We start from the raw sequence: 19,467 nt of genomic DNA on the forward strand, positions 1-19,467 counted from the left end.
AAGCCGTGCAACACCCGACCCGCAAAGCCGACGCGCTGGTTCTGCTGGACCTCTATAAACGTATCACAGGTTACACACCAAAAATGTGGGCCCCACGATCATTGGCTTCGGGCGCTACAGCTATGCATACGACAGTGGCCGCACAGGCGACACACTTGCGTCGGGCTTTTCACCACGCAAAGCGAACCTGTCGATCTACATTATGCCGGGCTATCAAGACTACGACGAAATCCTGTCCCGCCTTGGCAAATATAAGATCGCTAAATCCTGTCTTTACGTGAATAAACTCGCCGACGTGGACATGACCGTGCTTGAGGAATTGATCCGCCTAGGCCTGAAAGACCTCGACAAACTCTGGCCGGTGCATCCCGAATAAGCACCGCAAAACTGGACAACGCAGCCTACCTGTGAAAAAGCAGCGCCAACAGGAGAGCCGCTCATGACCACCACACGTTTCGCCCCATCGCCCACAGGTTACATCCACGTTGGCAACCTGCGCACAGCGCTGTTCAACTACATGATCGCGGCCAAGAATGGCGGCACCTTTATTCTGCGCATCGACGACACCGACCCTGTGCGCTCTGAAGAGAAATATGTGGACGCGATCAAGCAAGACTTGGAGTGGCTTGGCCTAACGTGGGACAAGGTAGAACGCCAATCGACCCGTATGGATCGCTACGCTGAAACCGCTGAAAAGCTGCGCGAAATGGGTCGCTTTTACGAAGCGTTCGAAACGCCCGCTGAACTGGATCTCAAGCGTAAGAAACAACTCAACATGGGCAAGCCGCCTGTGTATGACCGCTCCGGTTTGGCGCTGACGGACGCCGAAAAATATGCGATGCGCGCAGAGCGTGGCCAAGGCGTGTGGCGTTACAAACTTGATCAAGAACGGATCCAGTGGAACGACGGCATCCTTGGCGATATCTCTATCGACGCCGCGTCCGTGTCTGATCCCGTGATTATTCGCGGCGATGGTCAGGTGCTCTATACGCTGGCCTCTATTGTCGATGACACGGATATGGGTGTCACGAATGTTGTGCGTGGCTCTGATCACGTGACCAACACCGCGACACAAATCCAGATGATCCGCGCCATCGGCGGCACGGTGCCTGAATTTGCACACCACTCCCTGCTCACGGGTCCGCAAGGTGAATCACTGTCCAAACGCCTCGGCACACTCGCCCTGCGCGATCTGCGCGAAGCGGGCGTTCAGCCTATGGCGTTGCTCTCGTTGCTTGCGCGTTTGGGTTCGTCCCAACCCGTCGATCTGCGCACCTCCATGGACGAGCTGATCGAGGGCTTCGACATTTCTCAATTCGGCTCTGCACCCACGAAATTCGACGCGGATGATCTCTACCCGCTGACCGCGCGCTACAATCACACGCTGCCACTGTCCGCCGTGGCGGATCGTATCGCAGCCCTTGGCGTGCCAGCAGATCAAGCGGAACGCTTCTGGGATGTCGCCCGCGAGAACATCACCGTTCTCAGCGATTTGTCTGAGTGGTCCGACCTTGCCCAAAACGGCGCAGACCCAATCATTGAAGCAGGCGACGAAGACTTCATCGCACAGGCCATGACGATGCTCCCCGACGGTCCCTACACGGACGCGACATGGGGCGAATGGACGTCAGCGGTGAAAGAGGCGACAGGCCGCAAAGGCAAGGGCCTGTTCATGCCCCTGCGCAAAGCCGTGACAGGGCGCGAACGCGGTCCAGACATGGCGTCCCTGATGCCGCTTCTCCAAGGCATCAAAGCAAAAAAGGCGTAACATCATGGCAGAGCAAGCAAAATTCCTCACAGGCTCGCTCTTCAAACACGTCTCAGTCATGTCGCTCACGGCGTCCGTGGGCCTCATGGCGATCTTCCTCGTCGACTTTGTGGACATGATTTTCATCTCCATGCTGGGCAAGGCCGAACTTGCTGCCGCCGTTGGCTACGCTGGCGCGATCCTGTTCTTCACAACCTCTTTCGGCATTGGCATGTCCATCGCAGCAGCCGCTCTGGTCGCGCGTGCGCTGGGGGCAGGGGACGAAGAAGAGGCCAAGCGCAAAGCCACCCACGCGCTAATATACGGCTTTGTCTTTGGGTCGATTTTCGCGGCCCTCGTTTGGCTCAATCTGGGGTTTTTCGTCACGCTTCTTGGGGCCGCTGGTGAAACTCATGCGCTCGCGGTCCACTATCTTCAAATCATCGTTCCGACATTGCCGTTCCTGATGATCGGCATGGTGGGCGGCGCAATCCTGCGCGCGCACGGCGATGCAAAACGCGCGATGATGGCGACGATATATGGCGGCTTGGTCAATGCCGTGCTCGACCCCATCTTGATCTTCGGCCTCGATCTTGAACTCACAGGCGCCGCCTATGCATCGGTTGCTGCGCGCCTGACAATTGCAGCCGTATCGCTGTTGCCGATCATCAAGCATTACGGTGGCTTCGTGAAACCCGAAGCGCGCGATCTGATGCTGGATCTGCGCCCTATTTTCGCCCTCGCATTCCCCGCGATCCTGACCCAACTCGCCACCCCCATTGGCCAAGCCTACGTGACCCGCGCCATGGCAGAATACGGCGAAGCAGCCGTCGCAGGCATGGCAATCGTGGGCCGCCTGACCCCCAAGCGTTCGGCGTGATCTTTGCACTGTCTGGCGCAGTTGGTCCGATCATCGGCCAAAACTATGGCGCTGGCCAACATGACCGCGTGCGCGGCGCATTCACTGCAGGCATCAGTTTCGTGGCGATCTTTGTCGTGATCATGACCTGCCTTTTGTTCCTGCTGCGCGCGCCAATCGCAGACATTTTTACTGCCACAGGCATCACACGCGAACTCGTCTATCTGTTCTGCGGCCCACTCGCGTTGGTCTTCTTCTTCAACGGTTTGCTCTTTGTAGCGAACTCCAGCTTCAACAATTTGGGCCATCCTTATTATTCCACATGGCTGAATTGGGGACGCCACACGCTCGGTACGATTCCACTCGTCATGCTTGGTGCATTGTGGCTCGGGGCGCCGGGTGCGTTGATCGGTCAAGCAGTGGGTGGCGTGATCTTTGGCGCCCTATCAGCAATCTTAGCGCTAAAAGTCATGCGCACGTCCGAGCAAAGCGCGATTGATGCAGCGCAGTTGGAACCTTTCGCGCTCGAAGCACGTCAGATGTCCAGCGCACATTGGAAGCGTTAAACGCAGATAATGCGACACCCAAGCCGGGTTAGCGCGTCATCGACAAAACCCGTTTGCGCAGCCGTCAAAACTTGATGACGCGGATAGATCGGTGCGCGTCGATCGTCTAATATAGGCGCATCCCAACCCCGTGTCGTTTCAAAAAATGCGACTGCGCCAGCCTTGCCAAACTCATTCAGATAGCCCTGCACGACAACGTCCAAATAGCTCAGCAGTATCGGGTGCGCGACGCTTGGGGCCGCTTGACTGGATGCAGGCACCGCATAAATCGCTGTGTTTGACTGGCCCTCTAAATCTAACCGATCATACCCTGTTTCGCGCAGATCCAACGCGGCCCAATCACCCTCCGGAACATCCGCGCTCAGCCCGTCAATCTGACATGTCGCATCGGGCACAGCCGTCAAAAACGCAACATCGCGCAGGTCCGTGTGGCGCCACATACGCGCCCATCCCCTAACGGTAGTCTTGCGCGCATTCGGATAATCATGCGTCGCAGTGTTCACCAAACTACCGTAACCGAAAAATCGGGGTGTGCTCATTCTTGCGCCCTCAGTATTTGCGCAGGCCGCGCTGTTAGGGGTCGCCACGCAAATGCCATCCCTGATAACAAAGTCGCCAAAATACCGCATAATATAATTGCCATCGCGTTGCTCCAAATCACTTCATAGCTGGTTTCCATAATGAACGTGCTCACGGCCCATCCACCCAATATCCCAGCGCCTAACGCCACCAAACCTGCCGCCCCGCCCAAGATCGCTGCGCGCAGGGCAAAGCTGATCAAGATCGATCGCCGCGCCGCCCCAAGCGTACGCAAGATCGCCGCTTCAAACGTACGCGCTTGCTCGCCCGCCGCAGAGGCCCCGATCAGAACCAAGAACCCTGTTAGCAACGTCGCAGCCGCCCCGTAACTGACCGCTGCAGCAAGTCCTGCAAGCACGCTACTCACCCGTTCGATTGCATCGCCAACTCGGATCGCGGTAATGTTGGGAAACGCGGTATTGAGATCACGCAAAATACGCGCCTCGGATTCGGGCGTCGCATAAACGGTCGAAATAAAGCTATGCGGCGCACCCGACAACGCGCTTGGGTTCATCGACATGATAAACCCGATGCCCGCCGTGGAAAAATCAACCTCGCGAAAACTGGAAATGGTCGCGGTGATATCGCGCCCTAATATGTTAACTGTCAGTTCATCCCCCAGCTTCAAACCCATCTCTTCGGCTTCTTCCTCGGCAAAACTTACTAAAGGCGGGCCTGCATAATCAGCCTCCCACCATGTGCCAGCTAGCAGGCGTGTGTTATCGGGAATTTCCGTCGAATAGGTCAGCCCGCGATCGCCCTCAAGAACCCAGTGATCCCCTGCAATGTCCTCTGCGGGTTGATCATTTATTTTGGTGATAATTCCCCGCAACATCGGCGCGCTGTCAATACGGCTGACAGCAGGATCACTGTTCAAACGTTCCAAATATCCAGCCATTTGATCTTTCTGGATGTCGACAAAGAAATACGAGGGCGCAACTCTGGGCAAATCGCGTGCAATTGCACCGCGCAGATTGCCATCAATCTGCCCAACGGCAGCCAGAACCGACAGGCCCAATCCTAACGACAAAACAACCGAAACTGCCTCTTCACGCGGCCCAGAAATCGCGCCCAAAGCCCACCGCATTGAGGGACGTCCGCGTGTCCACTTGGCGATTCGCTTGGCAATAAAGCGTACCAAATGCGCTGCAAGAACCAGCATGATCAATGCTGCGAATATGCCGCCTGCGGTCCAAAGCGTTAAGAAAATAGTTCCCGAAAACCAACTCGCCATGGCAAGCAACGCCGCAACCAACACCGCAGTCGCGAGGACGTAGCGAAACGCTGGCAACCTCGCCCCGCTTTGGCCTGCATCGCGAAATAGCGTTGCTGCACGAATATTTTCCGTTCGTGACAACGGCCACGTCGTAAAGATCAGCGCGGTCAGGATGCCATACAAAGCGGCCTCCAGCAAAGGCTTGGGATAAATCGCAAAGGCGGCTGGGATGGGCAAAAGTTTAGTGATCAAAGGGGCCAGCGCCAGCGGAGCAATCGCGCCAATCAACAGACCAATCGCAATTCCGAGCAGGCTCAGCACGCCGATCTGAATGAAATATGTTTGGAAGATCACAGCCCGTTCTGCGCCCAATGTCCGCAGGGTCGCAATCACAGATGTTTTCCCTTTGAGATAACTATTCACAGCCGCAGACACACCCACGCCGCCAACTGCCAAACCAGACAGCCCAACCAACACCAGAAATGCGCCCAAACGTTCCACGAATTGCGCCACGCCCGGCGCACCGTTTCGCGCGTCACGCCAACGCAATCCGCTCTGTGCAAAATTCGCATCCGCCTTCGCATTCAGCGCATCCAAATCTGCACCTTCAGGTAATTTCAAACGATACCGGCTTGAAAACAGCGTTCCCGCTTCCAGTAATCCTGACGCTTCTAACGCATCTTTCAAAACAATCACGCGCGGCCCAAGCCAAAAACCACCCCCCGCTCTATCAGGTTCATTCGTAAGCGTGGCGGTCAGGCGAAATTCTTGTGTTCCCAGCTTGAACACATCGCCAATCTCGATCCCCAAACGATCAATCAATATGCGCTCCATCACTGCGCCGGGCAGGACCGATTGCTCGGCCAGTGCGTCCGCAATCGACAGTGCAGGTTCCAACCCGACCTCGCCAATCAACGGATAAAATTCATCAACGGCCTTCACTTGCGTCAAGCCACGCGCATCACCCACAACGGCCATGGACCGAAAGTCAGCAATCTCTGACACGCGCGGCGCGTTCGCTTTCATCCACGCGCGCTCGTCCTGCGACGCAAAGCGATAGGTTAGCTCTAACTCCGCATCACCGCCCAAAAGCGCGGCACCTTCGCGCGCCAAACCTGCTTCAATTGATGTGCGCACCGTGCCAACTGCCGCGATTGCAGCAACCCCAAGCGCGAGACACGCGATGAAAATGCGAAACCCTTGCAAGCCGCCGCGCAATTCGCGACGTGCAAAGCGGGTGGCCAGAGCAAGGCTCATAAACTGCCCTCATCAATGCGCCCATCACGTAGACGGATCACACTGTCACAGCGGGCGGCCAAAGCATTCGAATGCGTCACCATAATCAACGTTGCGCCGTCGCGCGCTTGCATTTCAAACAACAAATCCATCACTGCGGTGCCGTTGGTTTCGTCCAAATTGCCCGTGGGCTCATCCGCCAATAAGATTGCAGGGCGCACCACAATCGCACGTGCCACCGCAACGCGTTGCTGTTCGCCACCCGACATTTGGCTGGGATAGTGGTTTTTGCGATGGCCCAATCCTACCGTGTCCAATTCCGCCTCTGCCTTGGCGAATGCATCTTTGTCGCCCGCCAATTCCAAGGGGGTCGCGACGTTTTCCAGCGCGGTCATCGTGGGGATCAAATGAAACGACTGAAACACGACGCCCATGGACTTGCGCCGAAACCGCGCCAACGCGTCTTCGTTCAGTGCTGTCAAATCCTGGCCCAACGCTTGGATGCTGCCACCGCTGGCCTGCTCTAACCCGCCCATCAACATCAAAAGCGACGACTTGCCCGAACCTGACGGCCCAACCAGCGCCAAAGACCGTCCTTTTTCGACGTCCAACGTGATTCCATGCAGGATATCCACACGCCCGGCATTGCCATCCAGCGAAAGAGTTGCATCTTTAAGAGAAAGAACAGCGGTCATCTTTGCCTGCCTACGTAAGGAGCGTGTCTTTGGGATATGGGTTTTTAACGGCTATCAACAAGGTGATAAGATCAATTGCGCTGATTTTTCTGCTGCTTGGGGCACAAAGCGGCACCGCGCGGGCGGAACCTGTGACGATCGTGGCCTTGGGGGACAGTCTCACGCAGGGTTATGGCTTGCGGGAAGCCAATGGGTTCGTTCCCCAATTGGCGGATTGGCTGAAAGAAAACAGTCGTCAAAGTGGCACTGTTCGTTTGATCAACGCGGGCGTGTCGGGCGATACGACCGCAGGGGGTGTGGCGCGCATAGATTGGACGCTGACGGACGACGTGGATGGTCTGATCGTTGCGCTAGGCGGTAATGATTTGCTGCGCGGTATTGATCCCGCGTCCAGCCGTGCAAACCTTGAACGGATCTTACAAACGACAACCGCCAAAGGCATTCCTGTTTTACTCGTTGGCTTGGTTGCGACCCAAAATATGGGGCCAGACTTCAAAGCTGAATTTGACCAAATGTATCCTGAGTTAAGCGCGAAGTACGACACACTTTACGTGCACGATTTCTTCATTGGCCTCCTCCAAGAGGATGGCACAGTCGATCGCGATGCTGTACGCGCGCGCATGCAGCTTGATGGTATCCACCCCAACAAAGAAGGGGTCAAAGATATCGTCAAAGGACTGGGGGCTGAAGTTTTAAACTTGATTGATCTCGCGCGTTTACGGGGCGAGTAGCTTCGTAAACAACTGGGTTAGAAAGTCGCGAGCGCCGCTGTGACGGCGCTCTGTATCGGGCAAAAGCACTTCGGTTTGGGCCGCAAAGTCAGCGTAATGCTGTGTCGTTGCCCAAATGGAGAAGAGCAAATGCGCAGGATCAGACCGCGCGATCTTGCCGGTGTCCATCCACCGCAAAATCACGGCAGTTCTGTCGTCAAACAAGGGTTTGAGATCAGCTACCAAATGGGGCCCCATGCGGGGCGCTCCTTGCAAAATCTCGTTTGCAAACAGACGGCTTTCACGTGGTAATTCAATCGCCATGTCTAACTTGCGGTGGACATAGGCTAGCAATTCTTCAATCGGTTCGCCGTTTGGGTCCATCTCTTTCAAAGGGTCAAGCCAAGTGGACATCAATTGACTTAGCAACGTGACGTGGATGTCTTCCTTGCCTGCGAAATAATACAGGATGTTTGGTTTACTCAAACCCGCCTCAGTTGCGATCTGATCTAACGTGGAACCGCGATAGCCGTGGCTTGAAAACACCTCAAGCGCTGCTTCCAAAATGCGGCTGCGATTGCGCTGTTGAATGCGGCTGGGTGCTTTTGGCAGATTCGGGTCGCTGTCGATCACGCGGGGAGTCACACTTCGAACTTTATAATGCCCAAGGTTTGAGCGTTTTAAGGCTGGACCCTCATGGTTGGGCAGGCCGTACAAGTCAATCCTTGACACAGATAGCGCGCATTGCAATCGTGTCTTTACCAAATGGTAAAAAAGTGAGCGATCTGCCAGATCGCCAAAGTCTATGGGGGACACGCACATGGCCGCACCCGGTGAAAATCTAAAGATCAATGGGGATCGGCTATGGGATAGCCTGATGGACATGGCCAAGATCGGCCCCGGCGTGGCAGGCGGCAATAATCGCCAAACGCTGACAGATGAAGACGGTGAGGGCCGCGCCTTGTTTCAATCTTGGTGTGAGGCGGTGGGTTGCACAATGGGCCTAGACAGCATGGGCAACATGTTCGCAGAGCGTGCGGGGTCCGACCCTGCAGCACTGCCAGTCTATGTGGGCTCGCACCTTGATACCCAGCCTACGGGCGGCAAATACGACGGCGTTCTTGGTGTACTTGGCGGGTTAGAGATCCTGCGTACGATGAATGACCTCGGGATCACAACAAAGCACCCCATCGTGGTGACCAATTGGACCAACGAAGAGGGCACGCGCTATGCCCCTGCGATGCTGGCCTCTGGTGTCTTTGCGGGCGTTCATACCGAAGAATGGGCATATGCCAAGGAAGATGCGGAGGGTAAATCCTTTGGCTCAGAATTAGAACGCATTGGTTGGAAAGGCGACGAGCCTGTGGGCGCGCGCAAGGACAAGATGCATGCGTTCTTTGAACTCCACATCGAACAAGGTCCTATTCTTGAAGCCGAAAAGAAAGACATCGGCGTCGTCACCCACGGCCAAGGCCTTAGCTGGACCCAAGTGACGATCACGGGCAAAGATTCTCACACCGGGTCCACGCCCATGCCGATGCGCAAGAACGCGGGGCTTGGCATGGCGAAAGTCTTGCAGGCGGTAGACGAGATCGCATGGTCGCACAAACCCCATGCAGTTGGGGCGGCTGGCCATATCGATGTTTACCCCAACTCGCGAAATGTGATCCCCGGCAAGGTGGTGTTCACCGTTGATTTCCGCTCACCCGACCTGTCGGTGATCGAAGATATGGAAGCGCGTTTGTGCGTCGATGCCCAAGCGATTTGTAATGACATGGGACTGAGTGTTGAGTTTGAAAAGGTCGGCGGCTTTGATCCCGTGACCTTTGATGAAAGCTGCGTAACAGCTGTACGTGCGGCGGCAGAACGTCTGGGCTATTCGCACATGAACCTGATTTCAGGTGCGGGCCATGATGCCTGCTGGATCAACAAATGCGCACCGACTGCGATGGTGATGTGTCCTTGCATGGATGGCTTGTCCCATAATGAAGCGGAAGAAATTTCCAAGGAATGGGCGACGGCAGGAACAGATGTGTTGATGCATGCTGTTCTGGAAACAGCAGTAATAGTTTGAGTGCGGACGGGGGCCAGCCCCCGTACCCCCGAAGTTTATCTGGAAAGATGAAGACTTTAAGAAAGGCGTTATGAAATGAGCACTAAAGTAATCAAAGGCGGCATGGTTTGCACGGCAGATCGCACGTGGAAAGCTGACGTGCTGATCGAGGGCGAAGTGATCAAGCAGATCGGCGAGGATCTGAAGGGTGACGAATACATCGATGCGGAGGGCGCTTATGTGATCCCTGGTGGGATTGATCCGCACACGCATCTTGAAATGCCGTTCATGGGAACGACTGCAGCTGAGACGTTTGAGACGGGGACGTGGGCTGCGGCCACCGGTGGCACAACGATGATCGTGGATTTCTGTTTGCCTGGTGCGGACGGCGATTTGAAGAACGCGATCAATGAGTGGCATCGCAAGAGCGCGCCGCAGATTTGTTCTGACGTTGGTTATCATATGGCGATCACGGGTTGGGACGAGGGTGTGTTTAACGGAATGAAAGACGCCGTTGATATGGGCGTGAATTCGTTCAAGCACTTCATGGCCTACAAGGGCGCATTGATGATTGAGGACGATGAGATGTTCGCGTCCTTCAAGCGATGTCGTGAATTGGGTGCCTTGCCGATGGTGCATGCGGAGAACGGCAACTTGGTTGCCGAGATGCAGCAGAAGTTCTTTGATGAGGGCATCACAGGGCCAGAGGGTCACGCCTATTCGCGCCCGCCTGAATTTGAAGGCGAAGCGGCCAACCGCGCGATCACAATTGCGGATTGCGCGGGGACGCCTTTGTACATCGTGCATGTCTCTTGTGAGCAAGCCCACGAAGCGATCCGGCGTGCGCGCCAAAAGGGGATGCGGGTTTATGGTGAGCCGTTGATCCAGTTCCTGACCTTGGACGAGTCCGAGTATTTCAACAAGAATTGGGACCATGCAGCACGTCGCGTGATGTCGCCGCCATTCCGCAACAAGGAACATCAAGATAGCCTGTGGGCAGGTCTGCAATCGGGATCTTTGCAGGTGGTTGCGACGGATCATGCCGCATTCACTACCCAGCAGAAACGCGCGGGGCGGGATGATTTTCGGATTATTCCGAATGGTTCAAATGGCTTGGAAGAACGTCTTGCCGTGCTTTGGACTGAGGGTGTTGAAACGGGACGTTTGACGCCGAACGAGTTTGTTGCGGCAACGTCGACCAACGCGGCTAAAATCCTGAATATCTACCCCAAGAAGGGTGCCATTGTGGAAGGCGCGGACGCGGATATTGTGGTTTGGGACCCGAAGATTTCCAAGACGATCAGCCTCGCGAACCATCACTCAATCTTGGATTACAACGTGTTCGAGGGGTTCAATGTGACGGCCCAAGCGCGCTACACTTTGAACCGAGGTGAAGTGATCTGGGCATGGGGTCAGAACTCGCAGCCCCAACCAGGTCGTGGACGGTTCATTCCACGCCCTGCGTTTGGTGCGCCGAATGTTGCACTGTCCAAGTGGAAAGAGCTGAACGCGCCTAAGATGATCAAACGTGATCCCATGAATATTCCGGCAGGCATTTAAGGCAGGACCCAATACGTGAATAAAGAAACCATTATCAGCGCGCGCGATCTAAGCCTGACATTCCAAACGAATGATGGACCGGTGCATGCGCTGAAAGATGTCTCGCTTGATATCGAAAAGGGCGAGTTCGTGAGTTTTATCGGGCCATCTGGCTGCGGTAAAACCACGTTCTTGCGGGTTATGGCAGATCTGGAAACGCCGACATCTGGTGAGATTTCTGTGAATGGCGTCAGCCCCGAAGAGGCACGTCGTGCGCGGGCCTATGGTTATGTGTTTCAGGCAGCCGGGCTTTATCCTTGGCGCACGATTGGCGGCAATATTCGCCTGCCTTTGGAGATCATGGGGTATTCGAAAGCAGATCAGGCAGAACGTGTTGATCGTGTTTTGGAACTGGTTGAGCTGGCAGGATTCGAGAAGAAATTCCCGTGGCAATTATCCGGCGGTATGCAGCAACGCGCCTCTATCGCGCGGGCCTTGGCGTTTGATGCGGATATTTTATTGATGGACGAACCCTTTGGGGCGCTGGATGAAATTGTGCGTGATCATTTGAATGAACAGCTTTTGCAGCTTTGGGCGCGGACACAAAAGACAATTGCTTTTGTGACGCACTCTATTCCAGAGGCGGTATATCTGAGCACGAAGATCGTGGTGATGTCACCGCGTCCAGGTCGAATTGCGGATGTGATCGAGAGCAGCTTGCCACGTGAACGGCCTTTGGAAATTCGCGATAGCCCCGAGTTTATCGAGATTGCGCATCGTGTCCGTGAAGGATTACGCGCGGGGCACGGCGATGATGTTTGAGCGGTTTATCGGTTTGATAGCAGCCCTGCGGGGCAAGTTTATTTTGAAAGATGAAGGGGTGCTATGCGCCAGTCATTGATCCCAGTTTTGACGGTCGTGGTTGCGATCATCACGCTTTGGTACGCTGCGGCGGTTTGGCTGAATGCGCCGTGGGCGTATGACAAGGCGCAGCGCGCAGGTGTGGAATTGTCTGTGAGCGATATGGTTGTGGATACATGGTCGCAGAAAAAGCCCAAGCTTCCGGCCCCGCATCAGGTGACGCGCGAGATTTGGAAAACCACCGTTAAAAAGAAAATCACGTCGAAGCGGTCTTTGATTTATCATTCGTGGATAACTTTGAGTGCGACCTTGCTGGGGTTTGCGCTTGGAACCGCGCTGGGGATCAGCTTGGCGGTTGGGATCGTTTACAATCGTACGATGGACATGAGCGTGATGCCGTGGGTGATTACCTCGCAAACCATTCCGATCCTTGCGGTCGCGCCGATGATCATCGTTGTTCTGAACGCGGTCGGTATCCAAGGTTTGCTGCCCAAGGCGATCATTTCGATGTATTTGTCGTTTTTCCCAGTCGTTGTGGGCGTGGTGAAAGGGCTGCGCAGCCCTGATCATATGCAGCTTGATCAAATGCGAACGTGGCACGCGAGTTCTACGCAGACGTTCTGGCGACTGCGTTTGCCGTCCTCGATGCCGTATCTGTTTACGTCTTTGAAAATCGCGATGGCGGCAGCGATTGTAGGCGCCATCGTTGGCGAACTTCCAACGGGTGCTGTTGCTGGCCTCGGTGCACGTCTGCTTGCGGGTAGTTACTATGGACAGACCATCCAAATTTGGAGCGCGCTTTTGATGGCGGCGGCACTTGCAGCGACGCTGGTCGCGCTGATTGGGTTGATTCAACGCATCGTTCTCAAACGTATGGGGATGGCGCAATGATGTGGCTGATCGCGGGGGCATTGATTTGGGCGCTGGGGTGGTTCGTCAACGTGCGCCTTGCGGCATTGCCAAAATCGCGCACGACCTCGCTATTGGTACCATTAATTTTTGGACTAACCCTAGTGTTTATCTGGGAAAGCGTTGTGTGGGGGTTGCAGATCCAGCAGGTCCTTTTGCCAGCGCCCTCAGTCATCGCAGCGCGGTTTGCGGCGTCCACATCGATCCTTTGGCAGGACTGGGTGCAAACGGTCGTGAAGGGCATGATGAGCGGTTATATTATCGGCTGCATCGCGGCCTTTGGCATGGCATTGGCTGTTGATCGGTTCCCTTTCTTGCAACGTGGACTGCTGCCCGTTGGCAACTTTGCGGCGGCTTTGCCGGTGATCGGCATGGCGCCGATCCTCGTGATGTGGTTCGGCTTTGATTGGCACTCCAAAGCAGCTGTGGTTGTCGTGATGATCTTCTTTCCGATCCTCGTGAACACGGTCCAAGGGCTGCAAGCCAGTGACGCAATGCAGCGCGATCTTATGCGGACCTATGCGGCCGGATACTGGAAAACACTGTTGAAATTGCGCCTGCCAGCAGCCTTGCCATTTATCTTCAACGGCTTGAAAATTGCGACGACACTGGCTTTGATCGGCGCAATCGTCGCGGAATTTTTTGGCTCGCCCATCCGCGGTATGGGCTTTCGCATATCGACAAGCGTCGGGCAATTGGCGCTTGATTTGGTCTGGGCTGAAATCGTGGTCGCTGCGATCACAGGTTCCGCTTTCTATGGTGCCATGGCACTTCTCGAACGCAAATGGACGTTTTGGCATCCGTCGCAACGAAACTAAAAAGAACAATAAAACCACCAACAAGGAGAGAACGATGAACGTATTTTATAAATGGGTCGGGGCGGCTGCGCTGGGCGCGATGTCCACAGCGGCACAAGCTGCAGATGATTTGACGCTGCAACTGAAGTGGGTCACTCAAGCACAGTTCGGTGGCTACTATGTGGCGCTGGACAAAGGGTTCTACGAAGAGGAAGGCCTGAACGTTACAATTAAACCGGGCGGTCCAGATATCGCACCAACGCAGGTTCTTGCGGGTGGTGGCGCGGACGTGACCGTTGAGTGGATGCCAGCTGCCCTAGCTGCGCGCGAGAAGGGCCTGCCGATGGTTAACATCGCGCAACCGTTCAAATCCTCGGGCATGATGCTGACGTGCCGCAAGGACGCGGGCATTTCCGGTACGGATGATTTCGCGGGTAAAACGCTGGGTGTTTGGTTCTTTGGCAACGAATTCCCGTTCCTGAGCTGGATGAACAAACTGGGCCTTGCCACAGACGGTTCTGACGGTGGCGTCACCGTTCTAAAGCAAGGTTTCAACGTTGATCCGCTTTTGCAAAAGCAAGCGGCCTGCGTGTCTACCATGACCTATAATGAGTACTGGCAGGTCATTGATGCGGGCCTGACGCCTGATGATCTGATGGTGTTCAAGTACGAAGACCAAGGTGTGGCGACGCTGGAAGATGGTCTATACGTTCTAGAAGAAACGCTGGCCGATCCCGCAATGGAAGACAAGCTCGTGCGCTTTGTACGTGCGTCGATGAAGGGCTGGAAGTACGCCGAAATGAACCCTGATGAGGCAGCTGATATCGTGCTTGAGAACGATTCAAGTGGTGCGCAAACAGAAGAGCACCAGCAGCGCATGATGCGCGAAATATCCAAGCTGACATCTGGTTCGAATGGCGCACTGGACGTGGCGGACTATGAGCGCACAGTTCAATCGCTTCTGTCAGGTGGATCTGATCCTGTGATCACCATGGCCCCAAAGGGTGCATGGACACATGCGATTACAGACAAAGCGCTGAACTAATTTGGCGTCTTTAAGACTAGGGAAAGGGCCGCTCGAAAGGGTGGCCTTTTTTCATTCGTGCTAAACAATAATACGCGGGACTTCTGATCTTAGTGCGCTTAGTCTTCAAATAGGCACGGGCACATGTGTTTGCTGCACAAAAGCTGACCCCAATAGGAGCGTTGATCATCGCCGATCTTACCCAACTCATCTATATGTCACAGCCCTTCGGATACGATGGGCCTACGCTTGGCGCTATCTTGCTGGACGCGCGTCGATGTAATGAACGCGATGGTATCACGGGTGCGCTGGTGTGCCGCCATGATGTCTATCTACAATTGCTGGAAGGTCCGCAAAAAGAGGTTGAAGCCACCTACGCCCGTATCAAACGCGATGATCGTCACGCTGAGGTAGTGGAGCTGGTGCGCCGTACCGTTACGACACGTATTTTTGCGGATTGGGCGATGTTGCACGACCCTGAAAAATCATGGGTATGGTCGGACGCGGAAATTTCGGGCGGTGTGCTTGATCGTGCGAGCGAAGCAGACATCGTACATGTTTTTGAAACGCTCGCTGCAAAAGTCAAAGCAGAGCCGTCAGTTTAAATCAAAGCCCAAAATTTAGCCTAAACCAGAGTCGCAATAATCGCCCGTAGCGTTGGGATGCCGTCACCCTTTTCAGACGATGTCACAACGATCTCTGGGAACGCTGCTGGGTGCTTGGCCAATTCGCCGCGCACTTGATCAAGAACCTTCTCGCGATCGACCAGCTTCACTTTGTCGGTTTTGGTCAGAACGCATTGGAACGTCACGGCGCTGGAATCTAGCAGGCTCATGATTTCGTGGTCCACCTTTTTCACACCATGGCGCGCGTCGATCAGAACGAAAGCGCGGCGTAGGGTTTGGCGGCCAGACAGGTATTGCTTTAGCAAGCGCTGCCACTTTTCCACCACAGGCAAGGGCGCGTTGGCATAACCGTAGCCGGGCAGGTCGACGAGGTAGTGTTCCTGACCTGCTGTGAAGAAGTTAATCTCTTGCGTACGACCCGGGGTGTTAGAGGCGCGTGCAAGCGCCTTGTGGCCCGTCAGCGCGTTGATTAGACTGGACTTGCCCACGTTAGAGCGCCCAGCAAAGCAGACCTCCATACGATCCGCGTCCGGCAGACCGGACATTGCAACGACGCCTTTGACGAATTCTGTTTCACCCGCGAACAGCAAGCGACCTTTCTCAAAAGAAAATTCATCGGGCTCATCGGCGATGGGGAAGGGAAGTTGGCTCATATCAATTCTGCTTTGCTGCCGATTTCGATGGAGCCGCCTTTGATGACGAGAGCCCGCATTGAAAAATCACGGTGTCCAAAACTATCCAGCGCAGACACGACATCCGCATCAGGCAGGCCAGTTTCGGGATTTGTATTGGTTGCGGGGCACCGATCTGTTCGCTCTTGAGGGCGCAAAATGGCGTCACCGATCTGGATGTCACGGCCGATCCATTCAAATTCTTCCCACTCGGGAAAGCCATCGAGCCAGATGTTTCCACGCCAGCGATGGGGGGACATATCCATGCCCAACTTGCGCTCAACCGCGCGGTGGGAGGCTGTGTTGCAAATAGTAACAGACGGGAAATCGCTGTCGGTCATACCGCGATTTGGCACTTTGACGAAGCGTTTAGATTGGGCGCGCTCGGATGGCATGATGGGCTGGACCCAATCAAGGAACGGCTGTGCTTCGCCATCAGGATTAAATGTGATGTTACCAAGCTCAGGATGGGTCAGAGACACCAAACCAGTCGCATCATCCAAAGTCGCTGTCATCGCCATCAGTTGCGGCACTTTGCTGACGCGATTGAAATTGGCGCAAGGCGACCATGCCGTGTCATCCGCCTTGGAGGCGTCATGGGCTACGGCCCAAGCACGATCGCCAGGCATGGTTTGCCCGGCGATTAATGTTGTACTGTAAACGGCTTCGCGACCATGACTTTTGATCGGATGGCGCCAAAGGGATGTGACCTTTGCCATCATTCTTCCTTGGGCTTGCGTTTGAAGCTGGATCTGATGTTGCCGAACACGTCTGGTTTCACCCCTTGGCTGCGCATTATCAAATATTGCTGCGTAAAGGTGATCGTGTTGTTGGCAATCCAGTAAATCACAAGTCCGCTCGCGAAGGTGCCAAGCATGAACATGAAGACCCATGGCATCCATGCAAAGATCATCGCTTGGGTCGGGTCTGTGGGCGCTGGGTTCAGTTTCTGCTGCATCCACATCGAAATACCAAGCAAGATAGGCAAGATACCAAGCGAGAAGATCGCAAGGATTGAACCGGCCTCTGGTGGTGTAAAGCTAAGCAGGCCGAATAGGTTCAAGATCGAAGAGGGGTCAGGCGCGGACAGGTCGGTAATCCAGCCAATCCAAGGCGCATGACGTAGTTCGAGCGTGACGAAAATAACCTTGTACAGCGAGAAGAAGATCGGGATCTGCACGAGGATCGGCAAACATCCAGAAGCTGGATTTACCTTTTCCTTTTTGTACATCGCCATCATTTCTTGCTGCAGCTTTTGCTTGTCGTCGCCTGCGCGCTCTTTGATCTTTTCCATTTCAGGCTGAAGCGCCTTCATTTTGGCCATGGAAACGTTGGATTTATAGGCCAACGGGAACAGCACGAGCTTGATCAAGAAGGTCAGACCGATGATCGCCCAGCCCATGTTACCAATGAACGCGTTCAGGTAGTGAAGAACCGCGAAGATCGGTTTTGTGAAGAAAAAGAACCAACCCCAATCGATGCTGTCGATAAAACCTTCAACACCGGCTTTTTCGTAATTGCGAATGGTTTCCCATTCCTTGGCACCTGCGAACAATTGTGTCGTTGCCGTTGCTGTCGCGCCGGGGGCAAGTTTCTGTGTCGGCAGGACTGTTTCTGTCTGATAGATATCGCGGCTTTCATCGTACTTGGCGGTCGCCTTGTAGGGGCCGGGTGCCGGGATCAGCGTCGTCATCCAGAAATGATCTGTGAAACCGATCCAGCCTTGCTCGGCCACATGTGTGACTTCAGCGCGCGCGCCCTCGTTGGCGTTCATTTCGAAATCGGGCATGTCAGAGTAATCAATCTCGGACAATTCGCCGTCGGCCATCGCAACAAGACCTTCGTGTAGAATGAAGAAATTCTTCAGATCCTGTGGTTCGCCGTGGCGCGCTAGAATTCCGTATGGGGCAAGGCTGACCGTACCAGCGCCTGTGTTCTCAACACTTTGCGTGACGGCGAACATAAAGTTCTCGTCGACTGCAATTTGGCGTGTGAACTCAAGACCAGCGTCGTTGTTCCACGTTAACGTAACGGGGGTGTTGGCCGTCAAGATTGCTCCACTGGTTGCGCTCCAAATAGTGTTGGGGCCGGGAACTTCTTCAAATGCCAGACCCGCGCCTGGGGCCCATCCGTAGAGGGCATAATAAGGGTTCGTTCCACCAACGGGGGACAACAGGTCCACGATAGGGGATGTGTCATCTACAGTGACGTGGTAATCTTTGAGGGCCAATTCATCGATGCGGCCACCTAGCAAAGAGATAGATCCCTTTAAGCGATCGGTCTCGATCGCGATTCGCGGTGCGTCTGCGACAGGCTCCGCCGATTGTTCGGACGTGTTGGTAACATTACCGGCGACTTCATCACCCGAAGCAGTGGGCAAAACGCCCTGCCCTTCTGCGCTGATTATGGCATTGGGATCAGCAGGCGTAGGCCCTGGCGGTGGGAACAAGACGAACCACACTAGAATTACAATGAAACTCAAAGCAGTTGCGAGTATGAGATTTTTGTTCTGATCGTCCATGAAACAGGGCCACCTGTGTTAACCGCGTTAGGGCTGCGTTCAACGATGTGTACCGCAAAAGGTCAAGCGGATTCGCCCTTTTGCGGGCCTGCTGAGGCGCACAATCGCGCATAAGCGCGTGATCAGCTGGTTTTGCGTCCAATCTCGGGGGTGGGGGACTGCTTGGCTTGGTAGGTCTTTAACCATTCAAGGGTTTGCTCAAACGGCATAGGTTTAGCGATCCCAAAGCCCTGAACATAGCGGCAGCCAAGCTGCGCCAGGATCGCATGTTCGCCCAAGGTTTCGACCCCTTCCGCAAGACAACTTAAATTCAAGCGTTCGGCCATAATCAGGATTGTCGCAACCATTTTTTGTTGTTCATTGTCCAGATCCGCTTTGGACACAAACGAGCGGTCAATTTTCAAACGACTAACTGGAAGTCTGCGCAAAGTCGATATTGATGCATGTCCAGTTCCAAAGTCATCCAGATCAATTTGACAACCAAGGTTTGAAAGCTGCGTTACGTTTCGAACAATGACATCGTCTGCATCACCAGCGATCACGCTTTCCAGAACTTCGATGCTTAGACGTTCGGGGGCAATGTTATAGCGATCCAGTTCCCAAGCGACCTTTTAGCAAAGGCGTAAGTTTGTGAGATCACTCTCAGAAAAGTTTATGCCAATAGAGTCGACTTTGAATCCTGCTTTGTCCCATTGAGCCAGTGCGTTTAAACCCTGTGCAAGCATGATGGTTGTAAGGTGTTCCATTTGCCCGCTCTTTTCCAGCACGGGCATAAAGGCTGCTGGTGCAAGCCAGGTTCCATCTGCGTTGCGCCAGCGCGCGAGGGCTTCGAAGCCACTGATATTGCCGGTGTCGGTG

Annotated in this window: 17 protein-coding genes and 2 pseudogenes; 11 read left to right on the forward strand and 8 right to left on the reverse strand. The window is 54.7% G+C overall.

Translation table 11 applies throughout. The features are described 5' to 3' along the window. The first annotated feature begins 85 nt into the window (after nt 1-85). The 3 genes and pseudogenes from QZ279_RS14110 to QZ279_RS14120 all read left to right on the forward strand — a co-directional run bounded on the left by QZ279_RS14110 (nt 86) and on the right by QZ279_RS14120 (nt 3,172). A complete protein-coding gene (locus tag QZ279_RS14110) occupies nt 86-376 on the forward strand; it encodes a DUF1801 domain-containing protein (protein ID WP_366513977.1) in 291 nt (96 codons plus the stop codon). Between the two features lie 63 nt (nt 377-439). After that, nucleotides 440-1,768, forward strand: coding sequence for a glutamate--tRNA ligase (gene gltX / locus QZ279_RS14115; RefSeq protein WP_293451983.1), 1,329 nt, complete (start codon nt 440-442; stop codon nt 1,766-1,768). Between the two features lie 4 nt (nt 1,769-1,772). Then, nucleotides 1,773-3,172, forward strand: a pseudogene (locus QZ279_RS14120) (MATE family efflux transporter). Here QZ279_RS14120 and QZ279_RS14125 read toward each other — a convergent pair. Genes QZ279_RS14125 through QZ279_RS14135 form a run of 3 tightly spaced genes read right to left on the reverse strand, consistent with a single transcriptional unit; the run spans nt 3,169 to nt 6,898 of the window. Next, nucleotides 3,169-3,711 (reverse strand): gamma-glutamylcyclotransferase family protein, encoded by a 543-nt coding sequence (locus QZ279_RS14125; RefSeq protein ID WP_293451985.1) that lies wholly within the window; start codon nt 3,709-3,711, stop codon nt 3,169-3,171. The pseudogene QZ279_RS14120 and the gene QZ279_RS14125 sit on opposite strands and share 4 nt — an antisense overlap. Beyond that, entirely contained in the window at nt 3,708-6,224 is a 2,517-nt protein-coding gene (locus QZ279_RS14130) for an FtsX-like permease family protein (RefSeq protein ID WP_293451987.1), read from the reverse strand. The genes QZ279_RS14125 and QZ279_RS14130 overlap by 4 nt, the downstream gene beginning before the upstream one ends. Then, the gene (locus tag QZ279_RS14135) at nt 6,221-6,898 is read right to left on the reverse strand and encodes an ABC transporter ATP-binding protein (RefSeq protein WP_293451989.1); all 678 of its coding nucleotides are present in this window, start codon (nt 6,896-6,898) and stop codon (nt 6,221-6,223) included. Before QZ279_RS14135 ends, QZ279_RS14130 begins: the two co-directional genes overlap by 4 nt. A 62-nt stretch (nt 6,899-6,960) precedes the next feature. Between QZ279_RS14135 and QZ279_RS14140 the strand changes: the two genes are divergently transcribed. After that, a complete protein-coding gene (locus QZ279_RS14140; protein ID WP_293452011.1) occupies nt 6,961-7,629 on the forward strand; it encodes an arylesterase in 669 nt (222 codons plus the stop codon). Here QZ279_RS14140 and QZ279_RS14145 read toward each other — a convergent pair. After that, nucleotides 7,615-8,220 carry a TetR family transcriptional regulator C-terminal domain-containing protein gene (locus QZ279_RS14145; RefSeq protein ID WP_293452013.1) on the reverse strand — a complete coding sequence of 202 codons (606 nt, stop codon included), beginning with the start codon at nt 8,218-8,220 and terminating at the stop codon, nt 7,615-7,617. The genes QZ279_RS14140 and QZ279_RS14145 overlap by 15 nt on opposite strands. Nucleotides 8,221-8,428: 208 nt before the next feature. Between QZ279_RS14145 and QZ279_RS14150 the strand changes: the two genes are divergently transcribed. From QZ279_RS14150 to QZ279_RS14180, 7 genes are all read left to right on the forward strand, one after another. Beyond that, entirely contained in the window at nt 8,429-9,682 is a 1,254-nt protein-coding gene (locus QZ279_RS14150) for a Zn-dependent hydrolase (RefSeq protein ID WP_293451991.1), read from the forward strand. A gap of 75 nt (nt 9,683-9,757) precedes the next feature. After that, entirely contained in the window at nt 9,758-11,221 is a 1,464-nt protein-coding gene (hydA, locus tag QZ279_RS14155; RefSeq protein WP_293451993.1) for a dihydropyrimidinase, read from the forward strand. Nucleotides 11,222-11,236: 15 nt separating this feature from the next. Continuing rightward, nucleotides 11,237-12,022 (forward strand): ABC transporter ATP-binding protein, encoded by a 786-nt coding sequence (locus QZ279_RS14160; protein ID WP_293451995.1) that lies wholly within the window; start codon nt 11,237-11,239, stop codon nt 12,020-12,022. 63 nt (nt 12,023-12,085) lie between these two features. After that, nucleotides 12,086-12,952 carry an ABC transporter permease gene (locus QZ279_RS14165; protein WP_293451997.1) on the forward strand — a complete coding sequence of 289 codons (867 nt, stop codon included), beginning with the start codon at nt 12,086-12,088 and terminating at the stop codon, nt 12,950-12,952. After that, on the forward strand, nt 12,949-13,788 hold the full coding sequence (locus tag QZ279_RS14170; protein WP_293451999.1) for an ABC transporter permease: 840 nt from the start codon (nt 12,949-12,951) through the stop codon (nt 13,786-13,788). The genes QZ279_RS14165 and QZ279_RS14170 overlap by 4 nt, the downstream gene beginning before the upstream one ends. A gap of 34 nt (nt 13,789-13,822) precedes the next feature. Beyond that, nucleotides 13,823-14,812 carry an ABC transporter substrate-binding protein gene (locus QZ279_RS14175; RefSeq protein WP_293452001.1) on the forward strand — a complete coding sequence of 330 codons (990 nt, stop codon included), beginning with the start codon at nt 13,823-13,825 and terminating at the stop codon, nt 14,810-14,812. Nucleotides 14,813-14,937: 125 nt separating this feature from the next. Next, on the forward strand, nt 14,938-15,396 hold the full coding sequence (locus tag QZ279_RS14180) for a BLUF domain-containing protein (protein WP_293452003.1): 459 nt from the start codon (nt 14,938-14,940) through the stop codon (nt 15,394-15,396). 20 nt (nt 15,397-15,416) lie between these two features. Here the strand turns inward: QZ279_RS14180 and yihA are convergent, their stop codons facing one another. The 4 genes and pseudogenes from yihA to QZ279_RS14200 all read right to left on the reverse strand — a co-directional run bounded on the left by yihA (nt 15,417) and on the right by QZ279_RS14200 (nt 19,451). Then, nucleotides 15,417-16,070 (reverse strand): ribosome biogenesis GTP-binding protein YihA/YsxC, encoded by a 654-nt coding sequence (yihA, locus tag QZ279_RS14185; protein WP_293452005.1) that lies wholly within the window; start codon nt 16,068-16,070, stop codon nt 15,417-15,419. Next, entirely contained in the window at nt 16,067-16,810 is a 744-nt protein-coding gene (locus QZ279_RS14190; protein ID WP_293452007.1) for an MOSC N-terminal beta barrel domain-containing protein, read from the reverse strand. The genes yihA and QZ279_RS14190 overlap by 4 nt, the downstream gene beginning before the upstream one ends. Further along, a complete protein-coding gene (yidC, locus tag QZ279_RS14195) occupies nt 16,807-18,609 on the reverse strand; it encodes a membrane protein insertase YidC (RefSeq protein WP_293452009.1) in 1,803 nt (600 codons plus the stop codon). Before yidC ends, QZ279_RS14190 begins: the two co-directional genes overlap by 4 nt. A gap of 122 nt (nt 18,610-18,731) precedes the next feature. Further along, nucleotides 18,732-19,451, reverse strand: a pseudogene (locus QZ279_RS14200) (EAL domain-containing protein). Nucleotides 19,452-19,467 lie beyond the last annotated feature (16 nt).

This window comes from Planktotalea sp., assembly GCF_018607965.1.
Lineage (GTDB): Bacteria > Pseudomonadota > Alphaproteobacteria > Rhodobacterales > Rhodobacteraceae > Planktotalea.

Bases quoted from the DNA above. Each gene is read 5' to 3' on its own strand.
- hydA (WP_293451993.1), top strand. From the start codon at position 9,758: ATGAGCACTAAAGTAATCAAAGGCGGCATGGTTTGCACGGCAGATCGC.
- QZ279_RS14190 (WP_293452007.1), bottom strand. From the start codon at position 16,810: ATGATGGCAAAGGTCACATCCCTTTGGCGCCATCCGATCAAAAGTCAT.
- QZ279_RS14170 (WP_293451999.1), top strand. From the start codon at position 12,949: ATGATGTGGCTGATCGCGGGGGCATTGATTTGGGCGCTGGGGTGGTTC.
- QZ279_RS14150 (WP_293451991.1), top strand. From the start codon at position 8,429: ATGGCCGCACCCGGTGAAAATCTAAAGATCAATGGGGATCGGCTATGG.
- QZ279_RS14165 (WP_293451997.1), top strand. From the start codon at position 12,086: ATGCGCCAGTCATTGATCCCAGTTTTGACGGTCGTGGTTGCGATCATC.
- QZ279_RS14135 (WP_293451989.1), bottom strand. From the start codon at position 6,898: ATGACCGCTGTTCTTTCTCTTAAAGATGCAACTCTTTCGCTGGATGGC.
- gltX (WP_293451983.1), top strand. From the start codon at position 440: ATGACCACCACACGTTTCGCCCCATCGCCCACAGGTTACATCCACGTT.
- yidC (WP_293452009.1), bottom strand. From the start codon at position 18,609: ATGGACGATCAGAACAAAAATCTCATACTCGCAACTGCTTTGAGTTTC.
- yihA (WP_293452005.1), bottom strand. From the start codon at position 16,070: ATGAGCCAACTTCCCTTCCCCATCGCCGATGAGCCCGATGAATTTTCT.
- QZ279_RS14125 (WP_293451985.1), bottom strand. From the start codon at position 3,711: ATGAGCACACCCCGATTTTTCGGTTACGGTAGTTTGGTGAACACTGCG.
- QZ279_RS14175 (WP_293452001.1), top strand. From the start codon at position 13,823: ATGAACGTATTTTATAAATGGGTCGGGGCGGCTGCGCTGGGCGCGATG.
- QZ279_RS14130 (WP_293451987.1), bottom strand. From the start codon at position 6,224: ATGAGCCTTGCTCTGGCCACCCGCTTTGCACGTCGCGAATTGCGCGGC.